Genomic DNA, 21,445 nt, shown 5'->3' on the forward strand with positions numbered 1-21,445 from the left:
GGGCCGGCGGGCGGGGTCAGCTCCGCAGCGCGGGCAGGCCGATCGGGTTGCCCTCCGGGATGACCGTGTGGGCGGCGCGGGCGATCGGTTCGAGCAGCTCCCGCAGCCGCTCGCTGCGCTCCGGGCCCAGCGTCCGCCACGGCCGGGCGGCAGCGGCGTCGGTGGCGTCCTCGATCGCCCGGAACCGGGCGAGACCCTGCTCGGTCGGCTTCCCGTCCGGGGTGAGCCAGCCCCGCTCGGCCAGCCGGGCACGGGCGGCGGCCCACTGCTCCTCCGACCAGCCGCGCCCGAGCAGGTTCAGCGGCGAGATGTCGACCGCGACCCGCCAGGCCAGCGTCTCCACCGGGTCGAGGTCGGCCGCGACCAGGGCGGCGATGTGCCCGTCGCCCCGCTGCTCGCGCAGGGTGGTGGCAGCCTGCCAGAGCCGGGCCAGCGGGTACTCGCCGCGCGGCAGGGCGGCGTTGGCGGCGCCCAGCACCCGGCCGGCGGGCTCCGCCTCCGCGGCGGCGGCCTCCAGCAGCTCGGCCGCCTCGACGAGATGCGACTCCGGCAGCTCGTAGGTCAGCTCGGCCAGCGCCTGCACCGCGCCCGTGAGCCGCGCCCGCAGCGCCTCCTGCGGGGTGGCCAGCCGCCAGACGGCCGGCAGCGCCCGCGCCACCGTGTGCGGGGCGAAGTTGAAGAACGCCGCCGTCACCGGGGCGGGCTCGGCGGCCCCCAGCGGCGCGGCCCGGCCGGCGAAGTAGCCGCGCCAGAAGCCCCGCAGCCCGACCGCCTCGAAGGCGGCCCGGGCGCGGGGGTGGAAGTAGGTGATCGCGTGGACCGGCTCGTAGTGGGTCCACAACACCCGGGCGGTCCGCCCCGCGTCGTCCAGCGCCGTCACGTGCACCTCCGCGTCCGGTCCGGTCATCACCCCGGACGGCCGGACCGCCCGGGGTGACGCTGAACCTACTGCCGGTGGCGGAGGGGCCGGAAGCCCCCTGTGGGGTACTGCATCAACGACAGGCGACATCCCGGGCGAACCGGGCCGCTATCGCGGGGCAACGGCCCGGTCACGGAGGCCGACCGGGCCGGCTCGCGGGTCACTGGGCCGCGAGCACGTCCACGACGAAGCGCAGCGGGCCGGCGGGACGGCCGCCGGGAGGGTTCGTGCCGTACGCCAGCTCGGCCGGGAGGTCGAGCTGCACGCGGCTGCCGACGGTCACCCCGACGAGGCCCTGGTCCCAGCCCGGGATGACCTGGCCGACGCCGATGGCGAAGGAGGCCGGCTGCCCGGCGTTCCACGACGAGTCGAACTCCTTGCCGTCCTTGTAGAAGACGCCGACGTAGTTCGTGGTGATCATCTGACCCTTCTTCACCGCCGGGCCGGTGCCCTTGATCAGCGGGGTCACGACGAGCTTCTTCAGCTCGCCCTCGCCGGCCGTGACCTTCGGCTTGGTGCCCAGGGCCGGGTCCGCCCCCTGCGGGAGCTGCGGGGCGGGGGGCGTGTCGGCGGCGGGGGCGCTGGCGGACGGGCCGGCCGAGGGGACGCTGGCCGTCTGGTCCTTGTCGCCGTCGCTGTTGCGCCCGATCGTCACGAAGACGGTGATCAGCACCGCGACGACGGCGACCCCGGCGAGCCCGCCGGCCCAGGCCTGCCGGCGGCGCTTCGCCTCGGCCGCCTTCTGCGCGGCCAACTGGGCGGCCAGCCGCCGCTCCGACTTCTGGGACCGGTTCTGCGTACGCTCGCTCACGGCGTCGACTCCCTGCTGCGAAGGTGGTGGCCGGCATCGGAGTGCCGGGGGGAAAGCCGACGCACACGGTACCCGCCCGGCCGCCCACCGCGCCGCCTCGACCGGGGCCGCTCCCGCCGCACGGGTCACGCCGGCCCCGGCACCACCATGAAGTCGGTCACGAACGAGGTGACCCGGCCGTCGGCGGTCCGCCCGATCCAGGTGCCGTAGCAGCCGTCGCCCCAGCCGGACCAGACCGTCACCACGTTGGCCCCGGTCGCCTCGTCGAGCACGGCGGCGACGTGCCCCGGCACCGGCCCGCCCGTGGGCTCGTCCGCGACGAAGACGTCCGTCACCGCGTCCTCGTCCCACGCTTCCAGGGCGGCCAGCGCGGTGGGATCGGCCAGGGTGCCGATGCCGGTGTCCACCCCGTAGCCGAACCAACCGTCCGGCTTGAGGGCCGAGACGTCCTGCTCGCCGACCAGCGCCATCTCCCAGCGGGCCGTCGGCTCGTCGTGGACCACCAGTTCGAGGGCGGCCACCCGCCGGTCCGCCTCGGTGTCCTCGCCCCGCACCACCGCGACCCAGGCCCGCGCCGGGTAGCGGCCGGGGGCAACCCCGACCGTGAACGGTTCGTCCTCGGGGCAGGCCACCGGGTCGCAGCCGACGACCCGCCCCGTCGGCAGCACCACGTCGCCCAGCGGGTGCACCTCCATGACGTACGTGGCGTGCTCGTCGGCGAAGCGGGCGCCGGGTGTCAGCAGCCGGTCCAGGTCGGGGGTGTACGGCATGGGGTTCCTCTCGCGGCGGGGGCCGGCGGAGCGTACCCGCGGCGATCCGCACCCGCGAGACCGCACCGCGCCGGCCGGCGGTTCAGCCCTCGAGGTGCCGCGCCAACGCCTGGCGCAGGTGGTGCTTCGGGCGGGAGCCGACGATCGAGCCGACCACCTGCCCGTGGCGGAAGACCAGGAGGGTGGGCAGGGACATCACGCCGTAGGTGCGGGTGGCCGTCGGGTTGGCGTCGGTGTCGATCGTGGCCACGACCATCCGCCCGGCGAACTCCTCGGCGAGCTCGGCGAGGCTGCGGGAGATGGCCCGGCACGGCGGGCACCAGTCCGCCCAGAAGTCGACCACCACCGGCCGGTCGGCGGCGAGGACCACGGTGGCGAAGGTGTCGTCGGTGACGGCGGTCAGCGAGCCGCCCGGCGCAGTCTCGAGCATGTTTCCTCCCGTTGGGTGATGGCGTGGGCGAGTTGGTCGCGCAACTCCTGGCGGACCGCGTGCAGCCGGTCGATGCCGGCGTCGACCTCGGCCAGCTTGCGCCGCAGCACGGCCACCGAGTCGGGGCAGACGTGACCGGAGGCGTTGCCGGCCCGCAGGCAGGCGACGAACGGGCGGATGTCGTCCAGGCCGAAGCCCACCGCCAGCAGCGCCCGGATCTCGCGTACGACGTGCAGCTCCGCCTCGTCGTAGACCCGGTACCCGTTGGCCGAGCGGGCCGCCCGGACCAGGCCGTGCGTCTCGTAGTAGCGCAGGGCCCGGGTGCTCGTGCCGGCACGTTCCGCCAGCTCACCGATCAGCATCCGACCTCCCTCGTCCGACCCGACCGACGCTAGACCTTCCCACCGGCGTCAAGGCAACCTCGGGCGGGCGGCGGTGCGCGTACGACCAGGGTCAGGCCGTCTTGCGGGCCGTCTTCTTCGCGGCGGCCTTCTTGGCGGCGGGCTTCTTCTCGCCCTCGGCGGCCTTCTTCGGAGCGGCCTTCTTGGCCGCGGCCTTCTTCGGCGCGGCCTTCTTCTCGGCGGCCTTCTTGGCCGGCGCCTTCGCCGCCTTCTTCTCGGCGGCCTTCTTCTGCGCCGAGCGGGCGGCCGAGATCGGGGTCGGCTCCCCGCCGCCGCCGGCCGGCGCCTCGCCCCGGGCGGACCGGGCGCGCTCGACGGACGCCTTCAGCGCCGCCATCAGGTCCACCGCCGCGGCCGGGGCCTCCTCGACCTCCTCCGGCTGAACCACCTCGCGACCCTCCACCTTGGCGTCGATGACCTCCTGCAGGGCCGCCCGGTAGTCGTCGGTGAAGGCGTCCGGCTCGAACTCGCCGGCCATCGAGTCGATCAGCGAGCTGGCCATCGCCAGCTCCGGCGGGCGGACCTTCAGGTCCTCGTCGAGGAAGCCGAAGTCGGGCTTCCGGATCTCGTCCGGCCAGAGCATCGTGTTGAGCAGCAGCACACCCTCGCGGACCCGCAGCGTGGCGAGCTGCTCCCGCTGGCGCAGCGCCACCTTGACGATCGCCACCCGCTCCGAGTCGGCGAGCGCGTCGCGCAGCAGCACGTACGGCTTGGTGGCGGTGCCCTCGGGCTCCAGGAAGTACGCCTTGTTGTAGAGGATCGGGTCGACCTGCTCGGCCGGGACGAACTCCAGCACGTCGATCGCGCGCGAGCTGGACAGCGGCAGCTCGGCGAAGTCCTCGTCGGTGAGGATCACCATCTCGCCGCCGCCGATGTCGTAGCCCTTGGCGATGTCGTCGTAGCTGACTTCCTCGCCGCAGACCTGGCAGGTGCGCTTGTAGCGGATGCGGCCGCCGTCCTCCCGGTGCACCTGGTGGAAGCGGATGTCCTTCTCCTCGGTGGCCGAGTAGAGCTTGACCCCGATCGAGACGAGCCCGAACGAGACGGCTCCCTTCCAGATGGCCCGCATCCCCGTGCTCCTCTCGCCGGTACAGCCCAGGATCGCAAATGATCGAAGGCCACGCGAGCGCTTCGGTGCGCAAGTACAGTCGGGACGTGCCCGGCGCGCCGCTCAAGCCGATGCTCGCGATGACCGGGCAGCTCCCGGCGGGTGCCGGCTGGGCCTACGAGTTCAAGTGGGACGGCGTCCGCGCGCTCGCCGACATCTCCGGCGGCCGGCAGCACCTGTACGCCCGCAGCGGCGTGGAGATCACCGCCGCGTACCCCGAGCTGGCCACCCTGCACGAGCAGGCGGGCGACGCGCTGCTCGACGGCGAGGTGGTGCTGCTCGGCGAGACCGGCCAGCCCTCGTTCACGGCCCTGGCGGAGCGGATGCACGTGCGCGACCGGAACAAGGCCGCCCGGCTGGCGGCGGTCGCCCCGGTGACGTACATGATCTTCGACCTGCTCCGGCTCGACGGCGAGGACCTGACCGGCCGGTCGTACGCCCGCCGGCGGGCGGCCCTGGACGGCCTGGCGCTCGGCGGCGCCCGATGGGCGGTGTCGCCGCTCTTCGGCGACGGCCCGGCCACCTACGAGGCGGCCGGCGAGCACGGCCTGGAGGGGGTGATGGCCAAGCGGGTCGACTCGGTCTACCGGCCGGGCGTGCGCTCGCCGGACTGGGTGAAGGTCAAGCTGGAGGTCACCGGCGACTTCGTGGTCGGCGGCTGGCGGCCCGGGGCGCGCCGGATCGGCGGCCTGCTGGTCGGGGTGCCGCGCCCGGACGGGCGGCTCACCTACCGGGGGCGCGTCGGCGGCGGCATCGGCGCGGCCATCGAGCGGGAGCTGCTCCGCGAGCTGGAGCCGCTGCGCGCCGGCGCGTCGCCGTTCGCCGGGGACGTGCCGCGCGAGGATGCGCGGGGCGCGATCTGGGTAACACCCCTGGTCGTGGTGGAGGTGAAGTACGGCCAGCGCACCCCGGACGGGCGACTGCGGTTCCCCCGGGTGCTCCGGCTGCGGCCGGACAAACCCGCCGAGGAGGTCGACGATGCCGGCTGAGCGGTTCAAGGTGGACGTGGAGGGGCGCGCGCTGGAGCTGTCCAACCTGGACAAGGTGCTCTATCCCGAGGCCGGATTCACCAAGGGCGAGGTGATCGACTACTACACCCGGATCGCGCCGGTGCTCCTGCCGCACCTGGCCGACCGGGCGCTCACCCGGATCCGCTTCCCCAACGGGGTCACCGGCGGCTCCTTCTTCGAGAAGAACGCCCCGGCCGCCACCCCCGGCTGGGTACGCACCGAGACGCTGCCCGCGCCCGGGTCCAGCAAGGGCCGGGACACCATCGACTACGTGGTCGCCGACGACCTGCCCACCCTCGTCTGGCTGGCCAACCTCGCCGCCCTGGAGCTGCACACGCCGCAGTGGAAGGTCGGCGAGCACCCCGACATGATGGTCGTCGACCTCGATCCCGGGCCGCCGGCGACGCTTCGCCAGTGCTGCCAGGTGGCGCTGCTGATGCGCGACCGGCTCGCCGACGACGGCATCGACAGCTATCCGAAGACCTCGGGCAAGAAGGGCATGCAGCTCTGCTGTCCGGTCGCCGGCACCCAGTCCGCTGATCTCGTCTCCGACTACGCCAAGCGGATCGCGCAGGAGTTGGAGCAGGCGCACCCGAAGCTGGTCGTGTCGAAGATGGCCAAGAACCTGCGGCCGGGCAAGGTCTTCATCGACTGGAGCCAGAACAACGCCGCCAAGACGACCGTGTCGCCGTACTCGCTGCGGGCGCAGTCCGTGCCGTCCGTCTCCACCCCGCTGACCTGGGACGAGGTCGAGGCGGGTGCGGCGGGGAAGCGGCCGGCGACGAAGCCGTACACGGCGGGGGAGGTGCTCAAGCGGGTGGAGAAGCAGGGCGACCTGCTGGCCCCGCTGCTCGACGGCGGCCCGGTTCTCCCCGGCCCGTGACAGGCTGAATCTTGGACAGTTGCCGTTCGTGCCTGACGGCAACTGTCCAAGATCTGCGCGGCTTTGGGGGTGACCTTCAGTAGGGTGGGCCGCAGCCTGCCACGGAGGTTTCGATGAACATGACCGATGCCCTCGTCCGGGAGCCGCTGACCGGGGGCCGGGCGGCGGAGGTGGACCGGCCGCTGCTCACCTACCTCGACGACGCGACCGGTGAGCGGGTCGACCTGACCGCAACGGAGCTGGGCGGCTGGGCGGCGCGGGCCGCCGGGCTGCTGCGCGAGGGCTGCGGGCTGGGCGTCGGTGACCGGGCGGCCGTGCTGCTCCCGGCGCACTGGCAGAGCGCCGCCGTGCTGCTGGGCGCCTGGTCTGCCGGGGTGGCGGTGTCCTTCCGGCCCCGGGCGACCGCCGGCCTGCCGCCGGTCGAGCCGGGCTCCGACGAGCCGTACGACGCCGTCTTCGTCAGCGCCGAGCGGCTCGACGACTGGCTGGAGGACGTGCCCGAGGCGCGGCACCGCTTCGTCCTCGGCCTCGGCGTCACCCCGCGCGGGGAGCGACCCCTGGGCTACCTGGACTGGCTCGCCGAGGTGGGCCGGCACACCGACGCGCTGCCCGCGTCCGCCCCGCTGACCAGCGCCGACGCGGCCAGCCCCGACGGCACGAGCTACCGCGAGTGGGGCAGCGTCGCGCTGGCCGTCGCCGAGCGGCTCGACCTGCGGGCAGGCGACCGGCTGCTGGTCGACGTCGCCGAGCACGAACAGCCGGTCTACTGGTTGCTGGCGCCGCTGGCCGTCGGCGCGTCGGTGGTGCTCTGCGCCAACCTGGACCCGGCCCGGTCGGACGCCCGGATCGCCGCCGAGCAGATCACCCGGGTGCTCTGATGGCCGGGATCTACACCGAGGCGAGCATGTCGCTGGACGGCTACATCGCCGGCCCGGGCGAGAGCGGCTTCGACCACCTCTTCCACTGGTACGGCAACGGCGACGTCGCCACCGCGACCGCCAAGCCGGAGATGACGTTCCGCACCTCCCAGGCGAGCGCCGGGCACCTGCGGCACACCCTGGACGACACCGGCGCCCTGGTCGTCGGCCGGCGGCTGTTCGACCTGGTGGACGCCTGGGAGGGCCGGCACCCCATGGACAAGCCCGTCGTGGTCGTCACCCACCGCGTGCCGGACGGCTGGCCCCGGCCGGGCGCGCCGTTCACCTTCGTCACCGAGGGCGTGGAGGCCGCCGTCGCGCAGGCCAGGGAGCTGGCCGGCGACCGCTGGGTCGCGGTCAACGGCGGCAGCATCGCCCGCCAGTGCCTGGCGGCCGGGCTGCTCGACGAGATCCGGGTCAACCTGGTGCCGGTGCTGCTCGGCGACGGCGTGCCGTTCTTCGACCATGTCCGCGACGCCCCCGTCGAGCTGTCCGACCCGACGGTCGTCGAGGGCGACCGCGTCACCCACCTCTACTACCGGGTCCGCCGACGGTAGCCGTCCGAAAGGACGAAACGAGCCTCTTCCGGTACGCCCCGAACAGGCGCGGCGCGCCTTCGATAAGCGCTCCCCGGCCCCCTGGCGTTACAGGGAAAACAGGCCCTTTCCGCAGGTCTTTTGCAGGCGCGATCGACGTGGTCTCAACGTGTACGCGGCCAACATCGGCGGCGGCCTGCTCGGCTGGGCGTACTTCCCGAAGGGCTACAACAACGGCCGCGACTACATCGACGGCGTGGTCATGCTCGACGAGTCGATGCCGGGCGGCACGGCCGGCAAGTACGCCCTCGGCGACACGCTGACGCACGTGGTCGGGCACTGGCTGATGCTGGAGCACACCTTCGCGCACGGCTGCTCCGCCTCCGGCGACTTCGTCGCGGACACCCCGCGCGAGGCGGCGCCGCAGTTCAACATGAACATGTTCACGCCGGCCAGGCGGACCGGATGAGCGACGCCTGGGTCGCGTTCCGAGCCGGCGGCGCCGGCTGACCCACCCGGCCTGACCGCCGGTCCGAAGCGAGTTGATCAAGAGGTTTGCGTCACCGACGAGCCTGTCGGAGGACGCAAACCTCTTGGTCATTCTGGGGGTCGGTGGTTCAGCGGCCGGTGAGGCGGAGGGCGCGATGGGCGCAGGGCCTGACGGACACCGCACGACACGTTCTTGAGATGCCGGGACCGATTCGCCAAGTTCGATTGATAGGCGCAGTCAGGGACCGTCTCGGATCCGGGAAAGTGACTCCATCGCGCACATCGAACTAGGGGTGGACGAGGCCGAGTTTCCGGGCATCCGTGGGCCGCTGAGGTTCCGGCCGGAGACCGGTCGACCGTTGCTGGAGCTGGTCGAGGTGCTGCTGCGAGGGCCGCACCCGCTCACGCCCGGGGAACGGGAGCTGATAGCCGCGTACGTCTCCGGCCGCAACGAGTGCACCTACTGCTGCTCGGCGCACTCGGCGTACGCGGCGGCGCAGCTCGACGAGGGCCTGACCCTGGTCGACCAGTACGCGCCGACCCGGACAGCGCGCCGGTCTCCGCGAAACTGCGCGCCCTGCTGCACATCGCCGGCGCCGTCCAGGTCAGCGGACGTGAGGTCACCCCCGAACTGGTCGAGGCCGCCCGCGCCGAGGGCGCCACCGACCTGGAGATCCACGACACGGCGCTGATCGCGGCGGCCTTCTGCATGGTCAACCGGTATGTCGACGGCCTCGGCACGTTCGCTCCGCGCGACCCGAATTACTACGACGAGACGGCCCGGCGGGTCATCAGCGCCGGCTACCGCAACACGGTCTGAGACTGGTTCCCAACCCGTACGTCGCTTGGGACGGCGATCGGGCATCTCGCGGTCAGTTGAATGGATCATGCACACTGCGACCGGTGGGCGTCGGCTGTGTGGACCGCCCACAAGCTTCGAAAGCTCAACTGGGGAGGGCCAATGCGGTTGCGCGCCTGCGCGGTGCTGGCTGTCGGTGTCCTGACGGTGGGTGTGGCCGGATGCGGAGGTGGTCCCGCCGCGCCTGCGGCACTTCCCGATCCGTGCGAATTGATCACCGGCGAGGTGCTGGATCGGCTCGCCCCCGGCTCGAAGCGGGAGCCGCGAGAGCAGTTGGGCGACGGCAGCGGTAGTAAGAGCTGCGACGTCGACCTCACTGCCGGCACCGGTTCCCTGCGCGGCGACCTGGAGGTGACGGTCGCGGTCGACGGCAACGAGATGTACGACGGCGGCTGGCAGGCCCGACAGTGCGCCGAGATCGGGGCCAAGCCGACGTCCGGCGGGCCCGGTGACGCCTCGTGTCTGGTGATTTCTCCCTGGGCGAACGGTGAGGCACGCATCGATGGCCGCGCCTGGGTCGACGGCGACTACGAGGTACGCGTGACCTACCAACTGGTCGAACCCCGGAACTTTCCTCCAGGCACGGAGCAGGACTTGCGCAACCTCCTGGCGGCCGCGGTCGATTCCTTGCCCGTCGGGTGACCGCCGTCGGTGGCGGCGTACCCCGTGTCGATGGCGGCGCCAGAGGGTGATCGCGTAAGGACTGGGCAGCCGATCGCCACGGTGGTACCGCCCGTCAGTCGACCGTGGGGAGCTTCGGGCCGAGGACGTCGTCGGCGTCGACGATCGTGTACGCGTACCCCTGCTCGGCCAGGAAGCGCTGCCGGTGGGCCGCGTACTCCGTGTCGATCGTGTCGCGGGAGACGACCGTGTAGAAGTGCGCCTGCCGACCGTCGGCCTTCGGTCGCAGGACCCGGCCGAGCCGCTGCGCCTCCTCCTGCCGGGAGCCGAACGTGCCCGACACCTGGATCGCCACCGCCGCTTCGGGCAGGTCGATGGAAAAATTTCCCACTTTCGAAATCACCAGGGTGCGGATCTCGCCGGAGCGGAACGCGTCGAAGAGCCGCTCCCGTTCCTTGTTCGTGGTGGAGCCCTGCACGATCGGCGCGTCGAGGTACTCCCCGAGCTGGTGGAGTTGGTCGATGTAGCCGCCGATGACGAGCACCTGGTCGTCCGGGTGCCGGTCGACAAGCGCCTTGACCACGGGCAGCTTGGTGCGGGCGGTGGCCGCCATCCGGTAGCGCTCCTCGGCCTCCGCCGTCGCGTACGACATGCGCTCCGCGTCGGTGAGCGTCACGCGTACCTCGGTGCACTCGGCCGGGGCGATCCAGCCCTGCTGCTCGATGTCCTTCCACGGCGCGTCGTACCGCTTCGGGCCGATCAGGCTGAACACGTCGCCCTCCCGGCCGTCCTCGCGTACCAGTGTCGCCGTGAGGCCCAGCCGGCGGCGGGCCTGGAGGTCCGCGGTGAAGCGGAAGATCGGCGCGGGCAGCAGGTGCACCTCGTCGTAGACGACCAGGCCCCAGTCGCGGGCCCCGAACAGGTCCAGGTGGGTGAACGTGCCCTTCTTGCGCGAGGTGAGCACCTGGTACGTGGCGATGGTGACCGGGCGGATCTCCTTGCGCTCGCCCGAGTACTCGCCGATCTCCTCCTCGGTCAGCGACGTGCGCGCGATCAGCTCCCGCTTCCACTGCCGGCCCGCCACCGTGTTCGTGACGAGGATGAGGGTGGTCGCCTTCGCCTCGGCCATCGCCGCCGCCCCGACCAGCGTCTTGCCGGCGCCGCACGGCAGCACCACGACGCCCGACCCGCCGGCCCAGAACGCCTCCACGGCCTCCCGCTGGTACGACCGCAGCGTCCACGGCTTGCGGCCGTCCTTGCCGGCCTCGGCCAGCTCGATCGGGTGCGCCTCGCCGTCGACGTAGCCGGCGAGGTCCTCGGCCGGCCAGCCGAGCTTGAGCAGCGCCTGCTTGAGCCGGCCCCGCTCGGACGGGTGCACCGCGATCGTGTCGTCGTCGAGCTTCGCGCCGAGCATCCCGGCCAGCTTCTTGCTCTTCGCCACCTCGATCAGCACCAGCCGGTCCAGCGCCCGCAGGACGAGGCCGTGCGCCGGGTCGTTGGCGAGCTGGAGGCGGCCGTACCGGTCCATCGTCTCGGCCACGTCGACCAGCAGCCCGTGCGGCACCGGATAGCGGGAGTACTTGATCAGGGAATCCACCACGCCCTCGGCGTCGTGGCCGGCGGCGCGCGCGTTCCACAGCCCGAGCGGGGTCAGCCGGTAGGTGTGCACGTGCTCCGGGGAGCGCTCCAGCTCGGCGAAGGGAGCGATGGCCATCCGGCACGCCTGCGCATCCGGGTGGTCGATCTCCAGCAGCAGGGTCTTGTCCGACTGCACGATCAGGGGTCCACCGCTCACGCCAGTGCCTCTCCTCCACGTCGGGTCGCCGGCTGTCCGGGAGGCGACTGACCCGCCCAGGCCGACCCACCAGTGTTGCACGCAGCCGGGTGACCGCAGAAAAATCTGGTCACCTGGAGCAACCGGAGCGGCACTCGCAACGTCTAGCAAAGGGAACACCTGTCAGGGAGGCAGCATGAAACACGTCCGGATCAGCAGCCGGCTGCTCGCCCTGGCAGTGGTCACGCTGGTCGGTGCCGGTGCGTGCACGTTCGATCCGCAGGCCGGTGGCGGTGGGGGCGGGGGACCCGCTGCGGCCGGGGCTGCGGAGCGGGTAACGGGGGCGAGCGGCGCGCCCGGGCCGGACCAGCGGGCGCAGCCGACCACGGCGCCGCCGAAGCCCAAGGTCAAGCCGACGCGGAGCACGCCGCAACCGACGCGCCCCACGGTGCGGCCGACGCGCCCCGCGACGAAGCCCACCGTGTCGCCGTCCGTCGCCGGGTGCCCGCAGGGCGAGCACCAGCGCGAGGTGGAGGCGTACCTCGCCCGGCTGGGCGGGTTCGGGCGGGTGACCGTCGACGGCCGGCAGTCCGCCGCCGACTGCGCCGCCATCAGGAAGTTCCAGAAGCGGTACGACATCCGCCCCGCCCACGGTCGCGCCGGGCCGACCACCCACGACGTGGCGAAGCGGCTCGCCACCACCGACACGGCGCGCTGCCGGGCCGGCTCGGGCACCACCTTCTGCATCGACCTGACCCGGCAGACCACCTGGGTCGTGCGCAACGGCAAGGTGCTCGTGCAGCCGACCGTCACCCGCACGGGCATGCCCGGCTACCGCACCCCCGCCGGCACGTTCACGATCAACTACCGCAACGTCAAGGAGTGGTCCGACCCGTACGAGGTGTGGCTGCCGTACTGGCAGCACTTCACCCAGGGCATGGGCTTCCACCAGACCACGACCTACCTGCACGAGAAGTCGATCGGGTCGCACGGCTGCGTCAACCTGCTGCCCGGCGACGCCGTCCGCTACTGGGAGCTGGGCAAGGTCGGCAGCAAGGTGGTGCTGGTGGGGCGGCGCCCCGGCACCTGAGCCGCCCGACCGCCCACGCCACCCCGAGATCGCACAACTCGTCCGATCGGGGTTTTATCCCCTGTCACTCCCGCCACGGCGGTGTCACGCTGGATGCCAGGCGTCGAACCGGACGGGGAGGCTGGAGATGACGGTCGACCGTGAAGTGGTACCGGAGCACAGTCCCGCGCACGACCGGTCGCCCGTCGAGGAGGTCTCCACCGCCACCATGGTCGCGTACGGGGTGGCGGGGGTGGTGCTCGTCGGCTGGTTCCTCTTCGGCTGGCTGGTGCTCGAACAGGGCTTCGTCGACTCGGTCGGCGAGTCGGCCGGCGCCGGGTTCACGCTGCTGCTGATCGTCTCCGTCGTCGGGACCGTACGCCGCAGCCGGCGCTGACCCGACCCGCTCAGTCCTCCAGCACCGCCGCCGTGATCCGGTGCAGGGCGAACGTGTGCAGCATCTCCGTCCGGTCGTCCTCGGCGCGCAGGTAGCCCGCGCCCATCGAGACCGGCCGGACGAGCCGGGACGCCGTCGCCCCGTGCGCGTCGACGTACCCGACCCAGACCCGCGCCCGGTCCCGGATCGCCTGCTGGAGCACCGCGAGGGCGTCGCTGTGGGAGGGCACCGGCGCCGGACCGGTGCGCCCGATCCCGCCCCGGACCACGGCCGGTGCCCGGCGCGCGGCCCGGGCCGCCGCATCGCCCCGCCGGATCTGCTCCACCACGCCGAGCAGGCGGGGCATGGCCAGCTTCGGTGTGGTCAGCGGGTCGAGCGTCCGGGTCGTCACCGGCACCCGGGCCGGCGCCCGCCGGGTCTTCGGGCGGGCGAGCACCGCCGACCCGCTCGCGTCCTCCGGCACCGGGGCGTATCCGGCGTCGCGCAGCACCATCAGCATCCGACCCACCTGGTACGGCGTCGACAGCACCGTCGGCGCCAGCCGGCGCAACGCCAGCGGCTCCAGCCGCCGGTCGGCGAGCACCTCTGTCAGCAACGCCTCGTCGTCGCTGCGCACGTACGCCCCGGCGGAGCCGACGCGCAGCCCGCCGTGTTTGCGGGCCACGTCGTCCACCAGGTACGTCAGCCCCTGCGGGACGGGGGTGCGGGACCGCCGGCGGAACAGGGTGTGCAGGTCGTCGGCCGAATAGCCGGCGTCCAGGGCCCGGCGCACGCTGGCCGGGGTGACCCGGTGCACGCTGGCCCCGCCGGCCGACTCGTGCTCCGCCACCACCTCCAACTCGGCGGCCAGCGCCGGGTCGGGCGGGCCGGGCACCACGACGGTCAGGTCCGCCTGCACGAGGAAATGGTCCACCGGGGCGGGCAGCAGTGCGTCCAGCGCGCGTACGGTGCTGGTCGGGTCGCCGCTCTCGGTGTCCGCCCGCAGCCCGAGCGGGTCGTCGCCGCCCCGCTCGTCGGCGGCGGTCACGTCGGCGAGCAGCAGCCGCCCGTACGAGGTGAGCGCCCCCAGCCCCGTCACGCCCAGCGTGGCCGCCTCGACCAGCACCTCCCGGTGCGCGGCCTCCCGCCCCCGGCTGCGCCGCGGCGCCCGCCAGTCGAGCAGGGCCAGCACCTCCTCCGGGGTGGGCCCGGTGGCCGGCTCCAGGTCGGCGAGGACCTCCAGCACGGCCCGGCGGGCGGCCGGCGCGCCGGCCCGTTCCGCCTCGGCGGAGAGCACCGTGATCGGCCGGTCCCGGTCGTCGCGCTGCCCGACCAGCCCGGCCTGCCGGGTCATGGTCAGCCAGGCCCGGGCGAGCTGCTCCCAGCGCTGCGCGAGCGTCCCCGCCCGCCACACCTCGTACCCGGCGGTGGGCAGGACCTGCTGGTCGGCGCCGTGCCGGGTGGTGGTGGCCCCGGGCAGGTCGACCTCGCCGACCAGCCCGCCCGCGTACGCCGCCTCCAGCAGCAGGGCCGCCGTCGACTCGTCCACCCCGACGGCCTTGGCGAGCCGGCGCAGGTCGCGGACGCCCAGGCCGCCCGAGCGCAGCACCGGTGCCGGTTCGGCGGCGAGCTGCTCCAGCAGCGCCTCGGTGTGGCGTACCACCTCCATGGTCTGCCCGGCCCCGGCGGAGTCGGCGGCCTTCGGCTCGCGCGGCGCGGTGGCCACGGGCGGTGGGTTGCTGCGTAGCGGGCCGAGCGGGCCGCTGTCGCGGCGCAGCAGCAGGCCCACCTCGCGGGGCAGTTCGACGGTGCCTGTGGCGCCGGCCCGGCCGCCGGAGACCGGCACCAGCAGGTGGTGGTCGACGAGCCAGCGCACCGGCGAGCCGGTCGGCACGCCGCCGTTCGTCGGGTCCGGGGGCAGGTCGGCCTCCGCGCCGAGCGGGGGTGCCTGCAACGCGCCCGCCGGCACGCTGCCGACCGGCGGTCCGGCGGCCAGCCGGTCCAGGATCGCCCGGGCCGAGGGCGGCGCGGCCAGCAGCGTCCGCCGCAGCTTCGCCGGGTCCGCGCAGAGCGCCGCCGCCCGCGGGCCGAGCTCCGCCGCCGGTCGACCCAGGCCCGCCGGGTACGGGGAGACCTCGTCGACGCTCGCCACCACGCGCAGGGCGCTCTCGGGGCCGTACAGCACGAAGAGCGCGCGCAGCCGGTTCACGGCGGCGCGGACGGTGGTGGGGGCGGGCGGCTGCGGCCCGGCGGTCGCCATGGCGAGCACCGCGTCGGTGGAGGTGGTCTGCTCGGCCGCGCCCCGGGTCAGCCGGGCGGCGTCGAGCATCAGCAGGGTGAACTGGTCCAGCGCGTCGAGGGCGCGGGCCACCGAGACCCGCGACTGGGCCCGGGTGGCGAGCGCGGAGACGTCGGCCGGCACGGGTACGACGAGGTCCGGCCGCAACTGGAGGAGGGCGGCGAGCGACTCGTCGGGAAGTGACCGCAGGTGGTCGGCGAGTGAGGTGGTCATCGTCGTTCCACGCTAGCCCGGCAGAGGGTCCTCCCGCCCCTCGGACGTCCGGCTGACCCGGGGTTGGGCGGGTACGTTCTCCCGCATGGCAGCGCTGACGGTCGGCTTCGACCTCGACATGACCCTCGTGGACTCGCGTCCCGGCATCGCCGACACGTTCCGGGCGTTGACGGCCCGCACGGGGGTGCACGTGGACGCGGCGGCCGTCGTGTCGCGGCTCGGCCCGCCGCTGCGTACGGAGATCGCCCGCTGGTTCCCGCCGGAGCAGGTCGACGAGGCCGTCCGGACGTACCGCGAGCTGTACCCGGCGTACGCGATCACACCCACCGTCCCGCTGCCCGGAGCGGTCGCCGCGATCGACGCGGTACGCGAACGCGGCGGGCGGGTGCTGGTGGTCACCGCCAAGCAGGGCCGCCTGGCCCGGCTGCACCTCGACCACCTGGGCCTGGTGGTCGACGAGGTGGCCGGCGACCTGTTCGCGGAGGGGAAGGCGACCGCCCTGCGGCAGCATGGCGCGACCCACTACGTCGGCGACCACGTGGCCGACATGGTGGCCGCGGGGGCGGCGGGCGTACCCGGCATCGGGGTCGCCACGGGCCCGTGCACCGCCGACGAGCTGCGCGCGGCCGGGGCGGAGGTGGTGCTGGATGATCTCACCGGATTCCCGGCGGCGCTGGACGGCATGATCCGGCTAGCCTTGGAGCGGTAGACGTCTCAAGCTCAAGCGAAGCAGGGGTTCTCAGGTGCCGACGGGTCGAGTGAAGTGGTTTGACGCGGCCAAGGGATACGGGTTTGTCACCAGTGACGAGGGTGGCGACGTGTTCCTGCCCAAGGGCGCGCTACCGACGGGTGTCACCGACCTCAAGGGCGGTCAGCGGATCGACTTCAGCGTGGTGGACAGCCGCCGGGGCGCGCAGGCGATGGGGGTAAAGCTGCTGGACGCCCCGCCGTCGATGGCGGAGTTGCGTCGCCGGCCGGCGGAGGAGCTGCACGGCCTCGTCGAGGACATGATCAAGGTGCTGGAGGCGAAGGTCCAGCCGGACCTGCGCCGGGGTCGCTTCCCGGACCGCAAGACGGCGCAGAAGATCGCTCAGCTGGTCCACGCGGTCGCCAACGAGCTGGAGGTCTGAGGCACCAGCCCGGCGTCGGCGGCCCGGCCGAGCAACGCCTCGACGGCGGCGAACCCCGCGTCCCCCAGGTCGGCGGTGAACTCGTTGACGTAGAGCCCGATGTGCCGGTCCACCACGTCGGGCTCCATCTCCTGGGCGTGGGCCAGCACGTACTCCCGGCTGGCGGCCGGATCGGCCCAGGCCTGGCGTACCGACTCGCGGATCCACCCGGCGGCGGCCTCCGGGTCGACCGCGCCGCGCCGGGCCAGGATGGCCCCGAGGGGGATGGGCAGGCCGGTGTCGGCCTCCCACCACTCGCCGAGGTCGACCAGGGCGGTCAGGCCGTGCCGTGGGTAGGTGAACCGGGCCTCGTGGATGACCAGGCCGGCGTCGTACCGGCCGGCCGCGACGCCCGGCATGATCTCGTGGAACGGCACGACCTCGATCCGCGCCGGGGGCCGGTCGGCCGCCCAGAGTCGGAAGAGCAGGTACGCCGTCGTCCGGTCGCCCGGCACCGCCACCGTGGCGCCGCTCAGGTCGGCGCGCCCGGAACCACCGAGCCGGTCGGGCTGGCTGAGCCGCTCGGGCTGGCTGAGCCGGTCGGGCTGGCTGAGGTCGTCGGGCCGGTCGGGGTAATCGCCGCGGGTCAGCACGAGCGGGCCGCAGCCACGGCCCAGTGCGCCCCCGCAGGGCAGCAGGTGGTAGTCGTCCAGCAGCCACGGCAGCGCCGCGTAGCTCACCTTGACCAGGTCGAACGCACCCCGCTCGGCGGCCGTGTTGGTGACGTCCACGTCGGCGTACGTGACGTCGACCGGCGGTGCGCCGGGCACGAGACCGTGCACCAGGGCATGGAAGACGAACGTGTCGTTGGGGCAGGGCGAGACAGCCAGCGAGAGCGCCACACCCTCACCGTATCCCCGTCGTCGTGGGCCCGGCCTCGCCCGGTCCTCACGACTGTGACCTGTTCCGCGAGGTGGTGCTGACTTGCGTGGTGGTGCTGCCGCCTGGGTCGCGCCTTCCTGCCTGGCCGCGCCGCCCCCTTGAGCCGCCTCCAGCCCCTCCAGCCCCTCCACGTGGTGCCCTCGGCAGCTCGCCGAGGACCGGCGGGGAGCTCTGTTCGGCACTGTCGAGCTGCCCTCACAGACGGGGCAAGCCGATCGAGGGCCACACCGGCCTGCTCGCCCCCCGGTGGCTTGCGGGGTTGTTCCACGTCGCCGGCTTCTCCGGCTCCGGGCGACCCTGGTTCTCCGGCCCGACCCCGCTTCTTCGCTCAGGACCCGCTTCTCCGGCTCGGGTCTCAGGTAGACCGACGTCACGCGCGTCTCGCCGGTCTGCCCATCCTGGTCTCACAGACGGGGCAGCTCGACAGCGTGCCGAGAAGCACAGCGGCGGTGAGCCGTCGGTACGGGGTGCCGAGAACGACTCACCGCCGCCACCTGGCCTGCATCCGTTGTCCCTGGCCCGCACCAGTTGTCCACAGTTTTATCCACAGGATGGCCGGACGTGTTGAACTTCACTCGTGCCGTCGCCACGATCGACACATGACGGAGCGGGACGGATCGATCGACGTGGGGAGGACGCTGCGCGCTCTCCGACGCGGGGCAGACCTGAGTCAGCGGGAGTTGGCGCGCCGGTCGGGCCTACCCAAGAGCACGGTGGCGCGGATCGAGGCCGACCCGGGAGCCGACCCGAAGTTGCGGACGGTGGAGCGACTGGTCCGGGCCGCTGGCGGAGAGCTGGCGATCCGCGTCCGGACCGCTGACCAGGGCACCACCGATGGCGAGCCGGGGACCGGCGTTGCGCTGCCGCCCGTACCGCACGAGGAACGACGCGACGAGGGAGGCCGTCGCTATCCCGCGCACCTGGACATCCGGGAGGTCCGGACGTTGAAGGACTGGCCGGCCGCGTGGTGGGGGCACTGGTACGTCTCACCGGCGCAGTGGCCGGTGCGGGTGCCGGAGAGGACGTACCACCTCCATCGCGGGCGGCGCGACGAGCGGCGGGTGCGGGAGCGGGCCCGTGCCGCCGTGAGTTTTCGTCGGCTGACGGAGGGGGTGCCGGACGGGTGCTGGCGGCTTGTGGCCGAATTGCCGGGCGGTGAGCTGGTCGGCGAACTCCGGGCGCACGAACGCAGCGAGGACCTGTTGCTCGGTGAGGACCTGGGCGACCAGCGGGAGCTGGTGCTGGACGGTGTCCTCGTAGCCCCTCAGCTGCGCTTCCTGGGTATCGGCCGCCGATTGCTCGGGCTCCTCGACGATGAGTTGGACCGGGCCGGCATCCGGACCGTGCGCGCCATCGACGGGATCGCCGGCGTCGGCGGCGCCGATTTCCTGGTGGCCTGCGGATACCAGGTGGAGGCGAGCCGGCCGACGGCTCTGCGGTTCGACCGGCGACCGACGCACAGAAGATGATCGCCGGGCCGGCGGGCAGGAGCAGGGACGGGCGGTGGCAGGCGGGCGGGTTCAGGTCAGGGCCGCGGCGGCGGTGGTGAGGGCGGCGAGCGCCTCGCGCATGCGCCAGGCGTCGCGGTCGCGGGGGCCGATCGGGTTGGAGACGGTACGCAGCTCGGCGAAGGGGACGCCGGCCTGCGCGGCGGCGACGGCCACGCCGTACCCCTCCATGGCCTCGGCGACCGCGTCGGGGTGACGCCGGCGCAGGGCGTCGGTGCTGGCGGCGCTGCCGGTCACCGTGCTGACGGTCAGCACCGCGCCCACCGTCGCCGTCGGTAGCGCGGCCCGCAGGGCGGCCAGCAGGCCGGGGTCGGCGGCGAGCGCGATGCCGCCACCGAGCCACTCCGGGGGCATGCCCAGATCGTCCACCGGGAGGAAGCCCGTCGGCGACTCGGCGCCCAGGTCTGCGGCGACGGACACGGCGCCCAGCACCGTCGCGCCGACGTCCGCCCGGCCGGCGAAGCCGCCCGCCACGCCCGCGCTGACCACACCGCGGTACGGGCGCCCGGCCGCCTCGGCGAGCACCAGCAGCCGGGCGGTGGTGGCGGCGGCGACGGCGGGGCCGACGCCCACGGGCAGCACCGTCGTCGACGCGTCCGTCAGGCCCGCGCGGACCGCCTCGGCCTCGGCGGGCACCGCCGTGACCACCAGCAGGCCCGTCACGGCAGGGGCCCCTGCGGCTCCCGCCGGGTCTCGTCGTCCGCCCCGCCCGGCCCGCCGACGGCCGACGACGGCCGGTAGATGTGGTACCCGGGCGGGGCCAGTGCCGGGTCGTCCAGCGGCGAGCCCTGCGCCGGGGCGGGCGAGACGGGCGCCACCCCGGTCTCGGCCGTGGCCTCCGCCTCGGTGTGTGCGCCGGCGCCGCCGCCCGTGCCGTTCCCGCCCGTGCCGTTCCCGCCCGTGTCGTCCTTTCCGCTCGTGCGGTCGTCGTCCCCGCCGGTCTCGTCGGCCAGTTCGTCGTCGGCGAGCGGGCGACCGGCCAGCCGCTCGGCGCGCAGGCGGCTCGCCACCACCACGCCTCGGACGGCGGCCAGCGTGCCGGCCCCGGCGGCGACCGCGATCCCGATCCGGCCGTCGAAGGGTACGAGCCCCAGCCCGCCCCCGGCGACGAACGCGAGCATCAGCACGGTCTCGGAGTGGGCGAACGAGCTGGCCCGCAGCCGCTCCGGGATGCGCTCCTGGATCGAGGCGTCCACCGTGAGCTTGGCGATGCCGCTCATCAGCGCGGCCACCAGGCAGAGCAGGGCGACCATCGGCAGCGAGAACTTCAACGCGGCGAGGATCGCCACCCCACCCACGATGATCATGCCGCTGGACTGGATCGCGACGGGTCGGTGGATGCGCAGCCGGGTGCCGATCGCGGTGGCGAGGAAGGTGCCCACGGCCAGCGCGGCGCCGACGAGGCCCAGCGCACCCTCGTCGCCCAGGTCCCGGCCGAAGACGACGGTGGTCAGGTCGCCGGCCTTGATCGCGAAGGCCAGGAAGAGCAGCAGGAACCCGTACAGCCCGCGCAGCGACGCGGCACCGATCAGGGTGGCGATCACGAGCCGGCCGGCCGGCCGTCCCCGGCCCAGCGGGCGGTCGCCGGTGCGCCGCCAGAGCGCACGCAGCGGCCGGGGCACCCGCTCCGGTGGCTCGGAGTCGGCCTTCGGCGGCAGGCGCAGGGAGATCACCATGCCGACCAGGAAGATGATCGAGGCGACCCGGAGCGGCCACTGCGGCCCGAACCAGAAGGCGGCCAGCCCGATCGGAGCGACCAGGGCGCCGGCCACCGTGCCGTAGACGCTGGCCCGGGCGCCCACCTGGGAGAGCCCCAGCCCCTCCGGCAGCAGCCGTGGGACGGCCGCCGAGCGGGCCACCCCGTACGCGCGGGAGAGCGCCAGCACGCCGAATGCCGCCGGGTAGAGGCCGAAGCCGTGGATGTAGTCGGAGATCAGCCAGGCCAGGAAGGCGCGGCCGAGCATGGTGGCGGCCAGCGCGTAGCGGCGGCCGTGGCGGAAGTGGTCGAGCAGCGGGCCCACCACCGGGGCGAGCATGGCGAACGGCACCATGGTCACCAGCAGGTAGAGGGCGACCTTGCTGCGCGCCTCGCCGAGCGGGACGTTGAAGAAGATCGTCCCGGCGAGGCCGATGGCGATCAGCGTGTCCCCGGCGCAGGAGACCGCGTGCAGGTCGAAGAGGCGGACCATGCCGACCTCGCCCCCGGCGCCCCGGGTGCGGGCCCGGCCCGCCCGCCGGGTCATCCAGCGGCCACTGCTGACCGAGCCACGGAACAGCAGGCGGACGGCCTTGATGCCGGTGCCGACGGTCCGCCCGAGTACGGACCGCCCGGAGCGGGAGAACAGCGGCATGCCCCCCATCCTCACCCATCCGGTCCGTCCGTGCCGCACCACTGTCCCAG

General features: G+C 73.8%; 20 protein-coding genes and 3 pseudogenes. 12 read left to right on the forward strand and 11 right to left on the reverse strand.

What is annotated here, in order from left to right:
* Positions 1–16: 16 nt before the first annotated feature.
* From ACN27A_RS24365 to ACN27A_RS24390, 6 genes and pseudogenes are all read right to left on the reverse strand, one after another.
* The gene (locus ACN27A_RS24365) at positions 17–907 is read right to left on the reverse strand and encodes an SCO6745 family protein (protein WP_421456972.1); all 891 of its coding nucleotides are present in this window, start codon (positions 905–907) and stop codon (positions 17–19) included.
* Between the two features lie 172 nt (positions 908–1,079).
* A pseudogene (locus tag ACN27A_RS24370) lies at positions 1,080–1,767 on the reverse strand (FKBP-type peptidyl-prolyl cis-trans isomerase).
* A gap of 88 nt (positions 1,768–1,855) precedes the next feature.
* Positions 1,856–2,500, reverse strand: coding sequence for a DUF4241 domain-containing protein (locus ACN27A_RS24375; protein WP_421456973.1), 645 nt, complete (start codon positions 2,498–2,500; stop codon positions 1,856–1,858).
* A gap of 82 nt (positions 2,501–2,582) precedes the next feature.
* On the reverse strand, positions 2,583–2,930 hold the full coding sequence (gene trxA, locus ACN27A_RS24380) for a thioredoxin (RefSeq protein WP_421456974.1): 348 nt from the start codon (positions 2,928–2,930) through the stop codon (positions 2,583–2,585).
* The gene (locus tag ACN27A_RS24385; protein ID WP_357576778.1) at positions 2,900–3,292 is read right to left on the reverse strand and encodes a MerR family transcriptional regulator; all 393 of its coding nucleotides are present in this window, start codon (positions 3,290–3,292) and stop codon (positions 2,900–2,902) included. The genes trxA and ACN27A_RS24385 overlap by 31 nt, the downstream gene beginning before the upstream one ends.
* Positions 3,293–3,383: 91 nt before the next feature.
* Positions 3,384–4,400, reverse strand: coding sequence for a Ku protein (locus ACN27A_RS24390; protein WP_421456975.1), 1,017 nt, complete (start codon positions 4,398–4,400; stop codon positions 3,384–3,386).
* A gap of 86 nt (positions 4,401–4,486) precedes the next feature.
* On the opposite strand from ACN27A_RS24390, the gene ligD (ACN27A_RS24395) reads away from it, so the two are divergent.
* From ligD (ACN27A_RS24395) to ACN27A_RS24425, 7 genes and pseudogenes are all read left to right on the forward strand, one after another.
* Positions 4,487–5,428: a non-homologous end-joining DNA ligase gene (gene ligD, locus ACN27A_RS24395; protein WP_357576827.1), complete on the forward strand. Its 942-nt coding sequence runs from the start codon at positions 4,487–4,489 to the stop codon at positions 5,426–5,428.
* Complete coding sequence (ligD, locus tag ACN27A_RS24400; RefSeq protein ID WP_421456976.1) at positions 5,418–6,332, forward strand: non-homologous end-joining DNA ligase; 915 nt, start codon at positions 5,418–5,420, stop codon at positions 6,330–6,332. Before ligD (ACN27A_RS24395) ends, ligD (ACN27A_RS24400) begins: the two co-directional genes overlap by 11 nt.
* Before the next feature lie 113 nt (positions 6,333–6,445).
* Positions 6,446–7,210, forward strand: a complete 765-nt coding sequence (locus ACN27A_RS24405; RefSeq protein ID WP_421456977.1) for a TIGR03089 family protein — start codon at positions 6,446–6,448, stop codon at positions 7,208–7,210.
* Positions 7,210–7,806: a dihydrofolate reductase family protein gene (locus ACN27A_RS24410; RefSeq protein ID WP_421456978.1), complete on the forward strand. Its 597-nt coding sequence runs from the start codon at positions 7,210–7,212 to the stop codon at positions 7,804–7,806. The genes ACN27A_RS24405 and ACN27A_RS24410 overlap by 1 nt, the downstream gene beginning before the upstream one ends.
* A gap of 142 nt (positions 7,807–7,948) precedes the next feature.
* Positions 7,949–8,295: pseudogene (locus ACN27A_RS24415) on the forward strand (M43 family zinc metalloprotease); the annotation flags it as partial.
* Positions 8,296–8,546: 251 nt separating this feature from the next.
* A pseudogene (locus ACN27A_RS24420) lies at positions 8,547–9,094 on the forward strand (carboxymuconolactone decarboxylase family protein).
* Between the two features lie 141 nt (positions 9,095–9,235).
* Entirely contained in the window at positions 9,236–9,775 is a 540-nt protein-coding gene (locus ACN27A_RS24425; RefSeq protein ID WP_421456979.1) for a hypothetical protein, read from the forward strand.
* A gap of 94 nt (positions 9,776–9,869) precedes the next feature.
* Here ACN27A_RS24425 and ACN27A_RS24430 read toward each other — a convergent pair whose 3' ends face one another.
* On the reverse strand, positions 9,870–11,549 hold the full coding sequence (locus tag ACN27A_RS24430) for a DNA repair helicase XPB (protein ID WP_393168894.1): 1,680 nt from the start codon (positions 11,547–11,549) through the stop codon (positions 9,870–9,872).
* 175 nt (positions 11,550–11,724) lie between these two features.
* Here ACN27A_RS24430 and ACN27A_RS24435 point away from each other — a divergent pair, with 175 nt between their 5' ends.
* Both ACN27A_RS24435 and ACN27A_RS24440 read left to right on the forward strand, forming a co-directional pair.
* Complete coding sequence (locus tag ACN27A_RS24435; protein ID WP_421456980.1) at positions 11,725–12,618, forward strand: L,D-transpeptidase family protein; 894 nt, start codon at positions 11,725–11,727, stop codon at positions 12,616–12,618.
* 127 nt (positions 12,619–12,745) lie between these two features.
* Entirely contained in the window at positions 12,746–12,994 is a 249-nt protein-coding gene (locus tag ACN27A_RS24440; RefSeq protein ID WP_421456981.1) for a hypothetical protein, read from the forward strand.
* Positions 12,995–13,004: 10 nt separating this feature from the next.
* Here the strand turns inward: ACN27A_RS24440 and ACN27A_RS24445 are convergent, their stop codons facing one another.
* Positions 13,005–15,485: a helicase-associated domain-containing protein gene (locus tag ACN27A_RS24445; RefSeq protein ID WP_421456982.1), complete on the reverse strand. Its 2,481-nt coding sequence runs from the start codon at positions 15,483–15,485 to the stop codon at positions 13,005–13,007.
* An 85-nt stretch (positions 15,486–15,570) separates the two neighbouring features.
* Between ACN27A_RS24445 and ACN27A_RS24450 the strand changes: the two genes are divergently transcribed.
* Together ACN27A_RS24450 and ACN27A_RS24455 are read left to right on the forward strand one after the other, a co-directional pair.
* Positions 15,571–16,194: an HAD family hydrolase gene (locus tag ACN27A_RS24450; protein ID WP_421456983.1), complete on the forward strand. Its 624-nt coding sequence runs from the start codon at positions 15,571–15,573 to the stop codon at positions 16,192–16,194.
* Positions 16,195–16,228: 34 nt separating this feature from the next.
* Complete coding sequence (locus ACN27A_RS24455) at positions 16,229–16,615, forward strand: cold-shock protein (RefSeq protein ID WP_132231948.1); 387 nt, start codon at positions 16,229–16,231, stop codon at positions 16,613–16,615.
* Here ACN27A_RS24455 and ACN27A_RS24460 read toward each other — a convergent pair.
* Complete coding sequence (locus tag ACN27A_RS24460; RefSeq protein WP_421456984.1) at positions 16,576–17,496, reverse strand: 1,4-dihydroxy-6-naphthoate synthase; 921 nt, start codon at positions 17,494–17,496, stop codon at positions 16,576–16,578. The genes ACN27A_RS24455 and ACN27A_RS24460 overlap by 40 nt on opposite strands.
* A gap of 639 nt (positions 17,497–18,135) precedes the next feature.
* Here ACN27A_RS24460 and ACN27A_RS24465 point away from each other — a divergent pair.
* Complete coding sequence (locus ACN27A_RS24465) at positions 18,136–19,005, forward strand: helix-turn-helix domain-containing protein (protein ID WP_421456985.1); 870 nt, start codon at positions 18,136–18,138, stop codon at positions 19,003–19,005.
* 51 nt (positions 19,006–19,056) lie between these two features.
* Here ACN27A_RS24465 and ACN27A_RS24470 read toward each other — a convergent pair whose 3' ends face one another.
* Together ACN27A_RS24470 and ACN27A_RS24475 are read right to left on the reverse strand one after the other, a co-directional pair.
* Positions 19,057–19,707, reverse strand: a complete 651-nt coding sequence (locus ACN27A_RS24470) for a futalosine hydrolase (RefSeq protein WP_421456986.1) — start codon at positions 19,705–19,707, stop codon at positions 19,057–19,059.
* Positions 19,704–21,395 carry an MFS transporter gene (locus ACN27A_RS24475; RefSeq protein ID WP_421456987.1) on the reverse strand — a complete coding sequence of 564 codons (1,692 nt, stop codon included), beginning with the start codon at positions 21,393–21,395 and terminating at the stop codon, positions 19,704–19,706. The genes ACN27A_RS24470 and ACN27A_RS24475 overlap by 4 nt, the downstream gene beginning before the upstream one ends.
* Between the last annotated feature and the right edge of the window lie 50 nt (positions 21,396–21,445).

This window comes from Micromonospora sp. WMMD737 (assembly GCF_049179055.1).
Taxonomy (GTDB): Bacteria; Actinomycetota; Actinomycetes; order Mycobacteriales; family Micromonosporaceae; genus Micromonospora; species Micromonospora reichwaldensis.

Coding starts and splice junctions, on each gene's coding strand:
- ACN27A_RS24365 (WP_421456972.1), bottom strand. CDS start 907: ATGACCGGACCGGACGCGGAGGTGCACGTGACGGCGCTGGACGACGCG.
- ACN27A_RS24375 (WP_421456973.1), bottom strand. CDS start 2,500: ATGCCGTACACCCCCGACCTGGACCGGCTGCTGACACCCGGCGCCCGC.
- trxA (WP_421456974.1), bottom strand. CDS start 2,930: ATGCTCGAGACTGCGCCGGGCGGCTCGCTGACCGCCGTCACCGACGAC.
- ACN27A_RS24385 (WP_357576778.1), bottom strand. CDS start 3,292: ATGCTGATCGGTGAGCTGGCGGAACGTGCCGGCACGAGCACCCGGGCC.
- ACN27A_RS24390 (WP_421456975.1), bottom strand. CDS start 4,400: ATGCGGGCCATCTGGAAGGGAGCCGTCTCGTTCGGGCTCGTCTCGATC.
- ligD (WP_421456976.1), top strand. CDS start 5,418: ATGCCGGCTGAGCGGTTCAAGGTGGACGTGGAGGGGCGCGCGCTGGAG.
- ACN27A_RS24405 (WP_421456977.1), top strand. CDS start 6,446: ATGAACATGACCGATGCCCTCGTCCGGGAGCCGCTGACCGGGGGCCGG.
- ACN27A_RS24410 (WP_421456978.1), top strand. CDS start 7,210: ATGGCCGGGATCTACACCGAGGCGAGCATGTCGCTGGACGGCTACATC.
- ACN27A_RS24425 (WP_421456979.1), top strand. CDS start 9,236: ATGCGGTTGCGCGCCTGCGCGGTGCTGGCTGTCGGTGTCCTGACGGTG.
- ACN27A_RS24435 (WP_421456980.1), top strand. CDS start 11,725: ATGAAACACGTCCGGATCAGCAGCCGGCTGCTCGCCCTGGCAGTGGTC.
- ACN27A_RS24440 (WP_421456981.1), top strand. CDS start 12,746: ATGACGGTCGACCGTGAAGTGGTACCGGAGCACAGTCCCGCGCACGAC.
- ACN27A_RS24445 (WP_421456982.1), bottom strand. CDS start 15,485: ATGACCACCTCACTCGCCGACCACCTGCGGTCACTTCCCGACGAGTCG.
- ACN27A_RS24450 (WP_421456983.1), top strand. CDS start 15,571: ATGGCAGCGCTGACGGTCGGCTTCGACCTCGACATGACCCTCGTGGAC.
- ACN27A_RS24465 (WP_421456985.1), top strand. CDS start 18,136: ATGACGGAGCGGGACGGATCGATCGACGTGGGGAGGACGCTGCGCGCT.
- ACN27A_RS24475 (WP_421456987.1), bottom strand. CDS start 21,395: ATGCCGCTGTTCTCCCGCTCCGGGCGGTCCGTACTCGGGCGGACCGTC.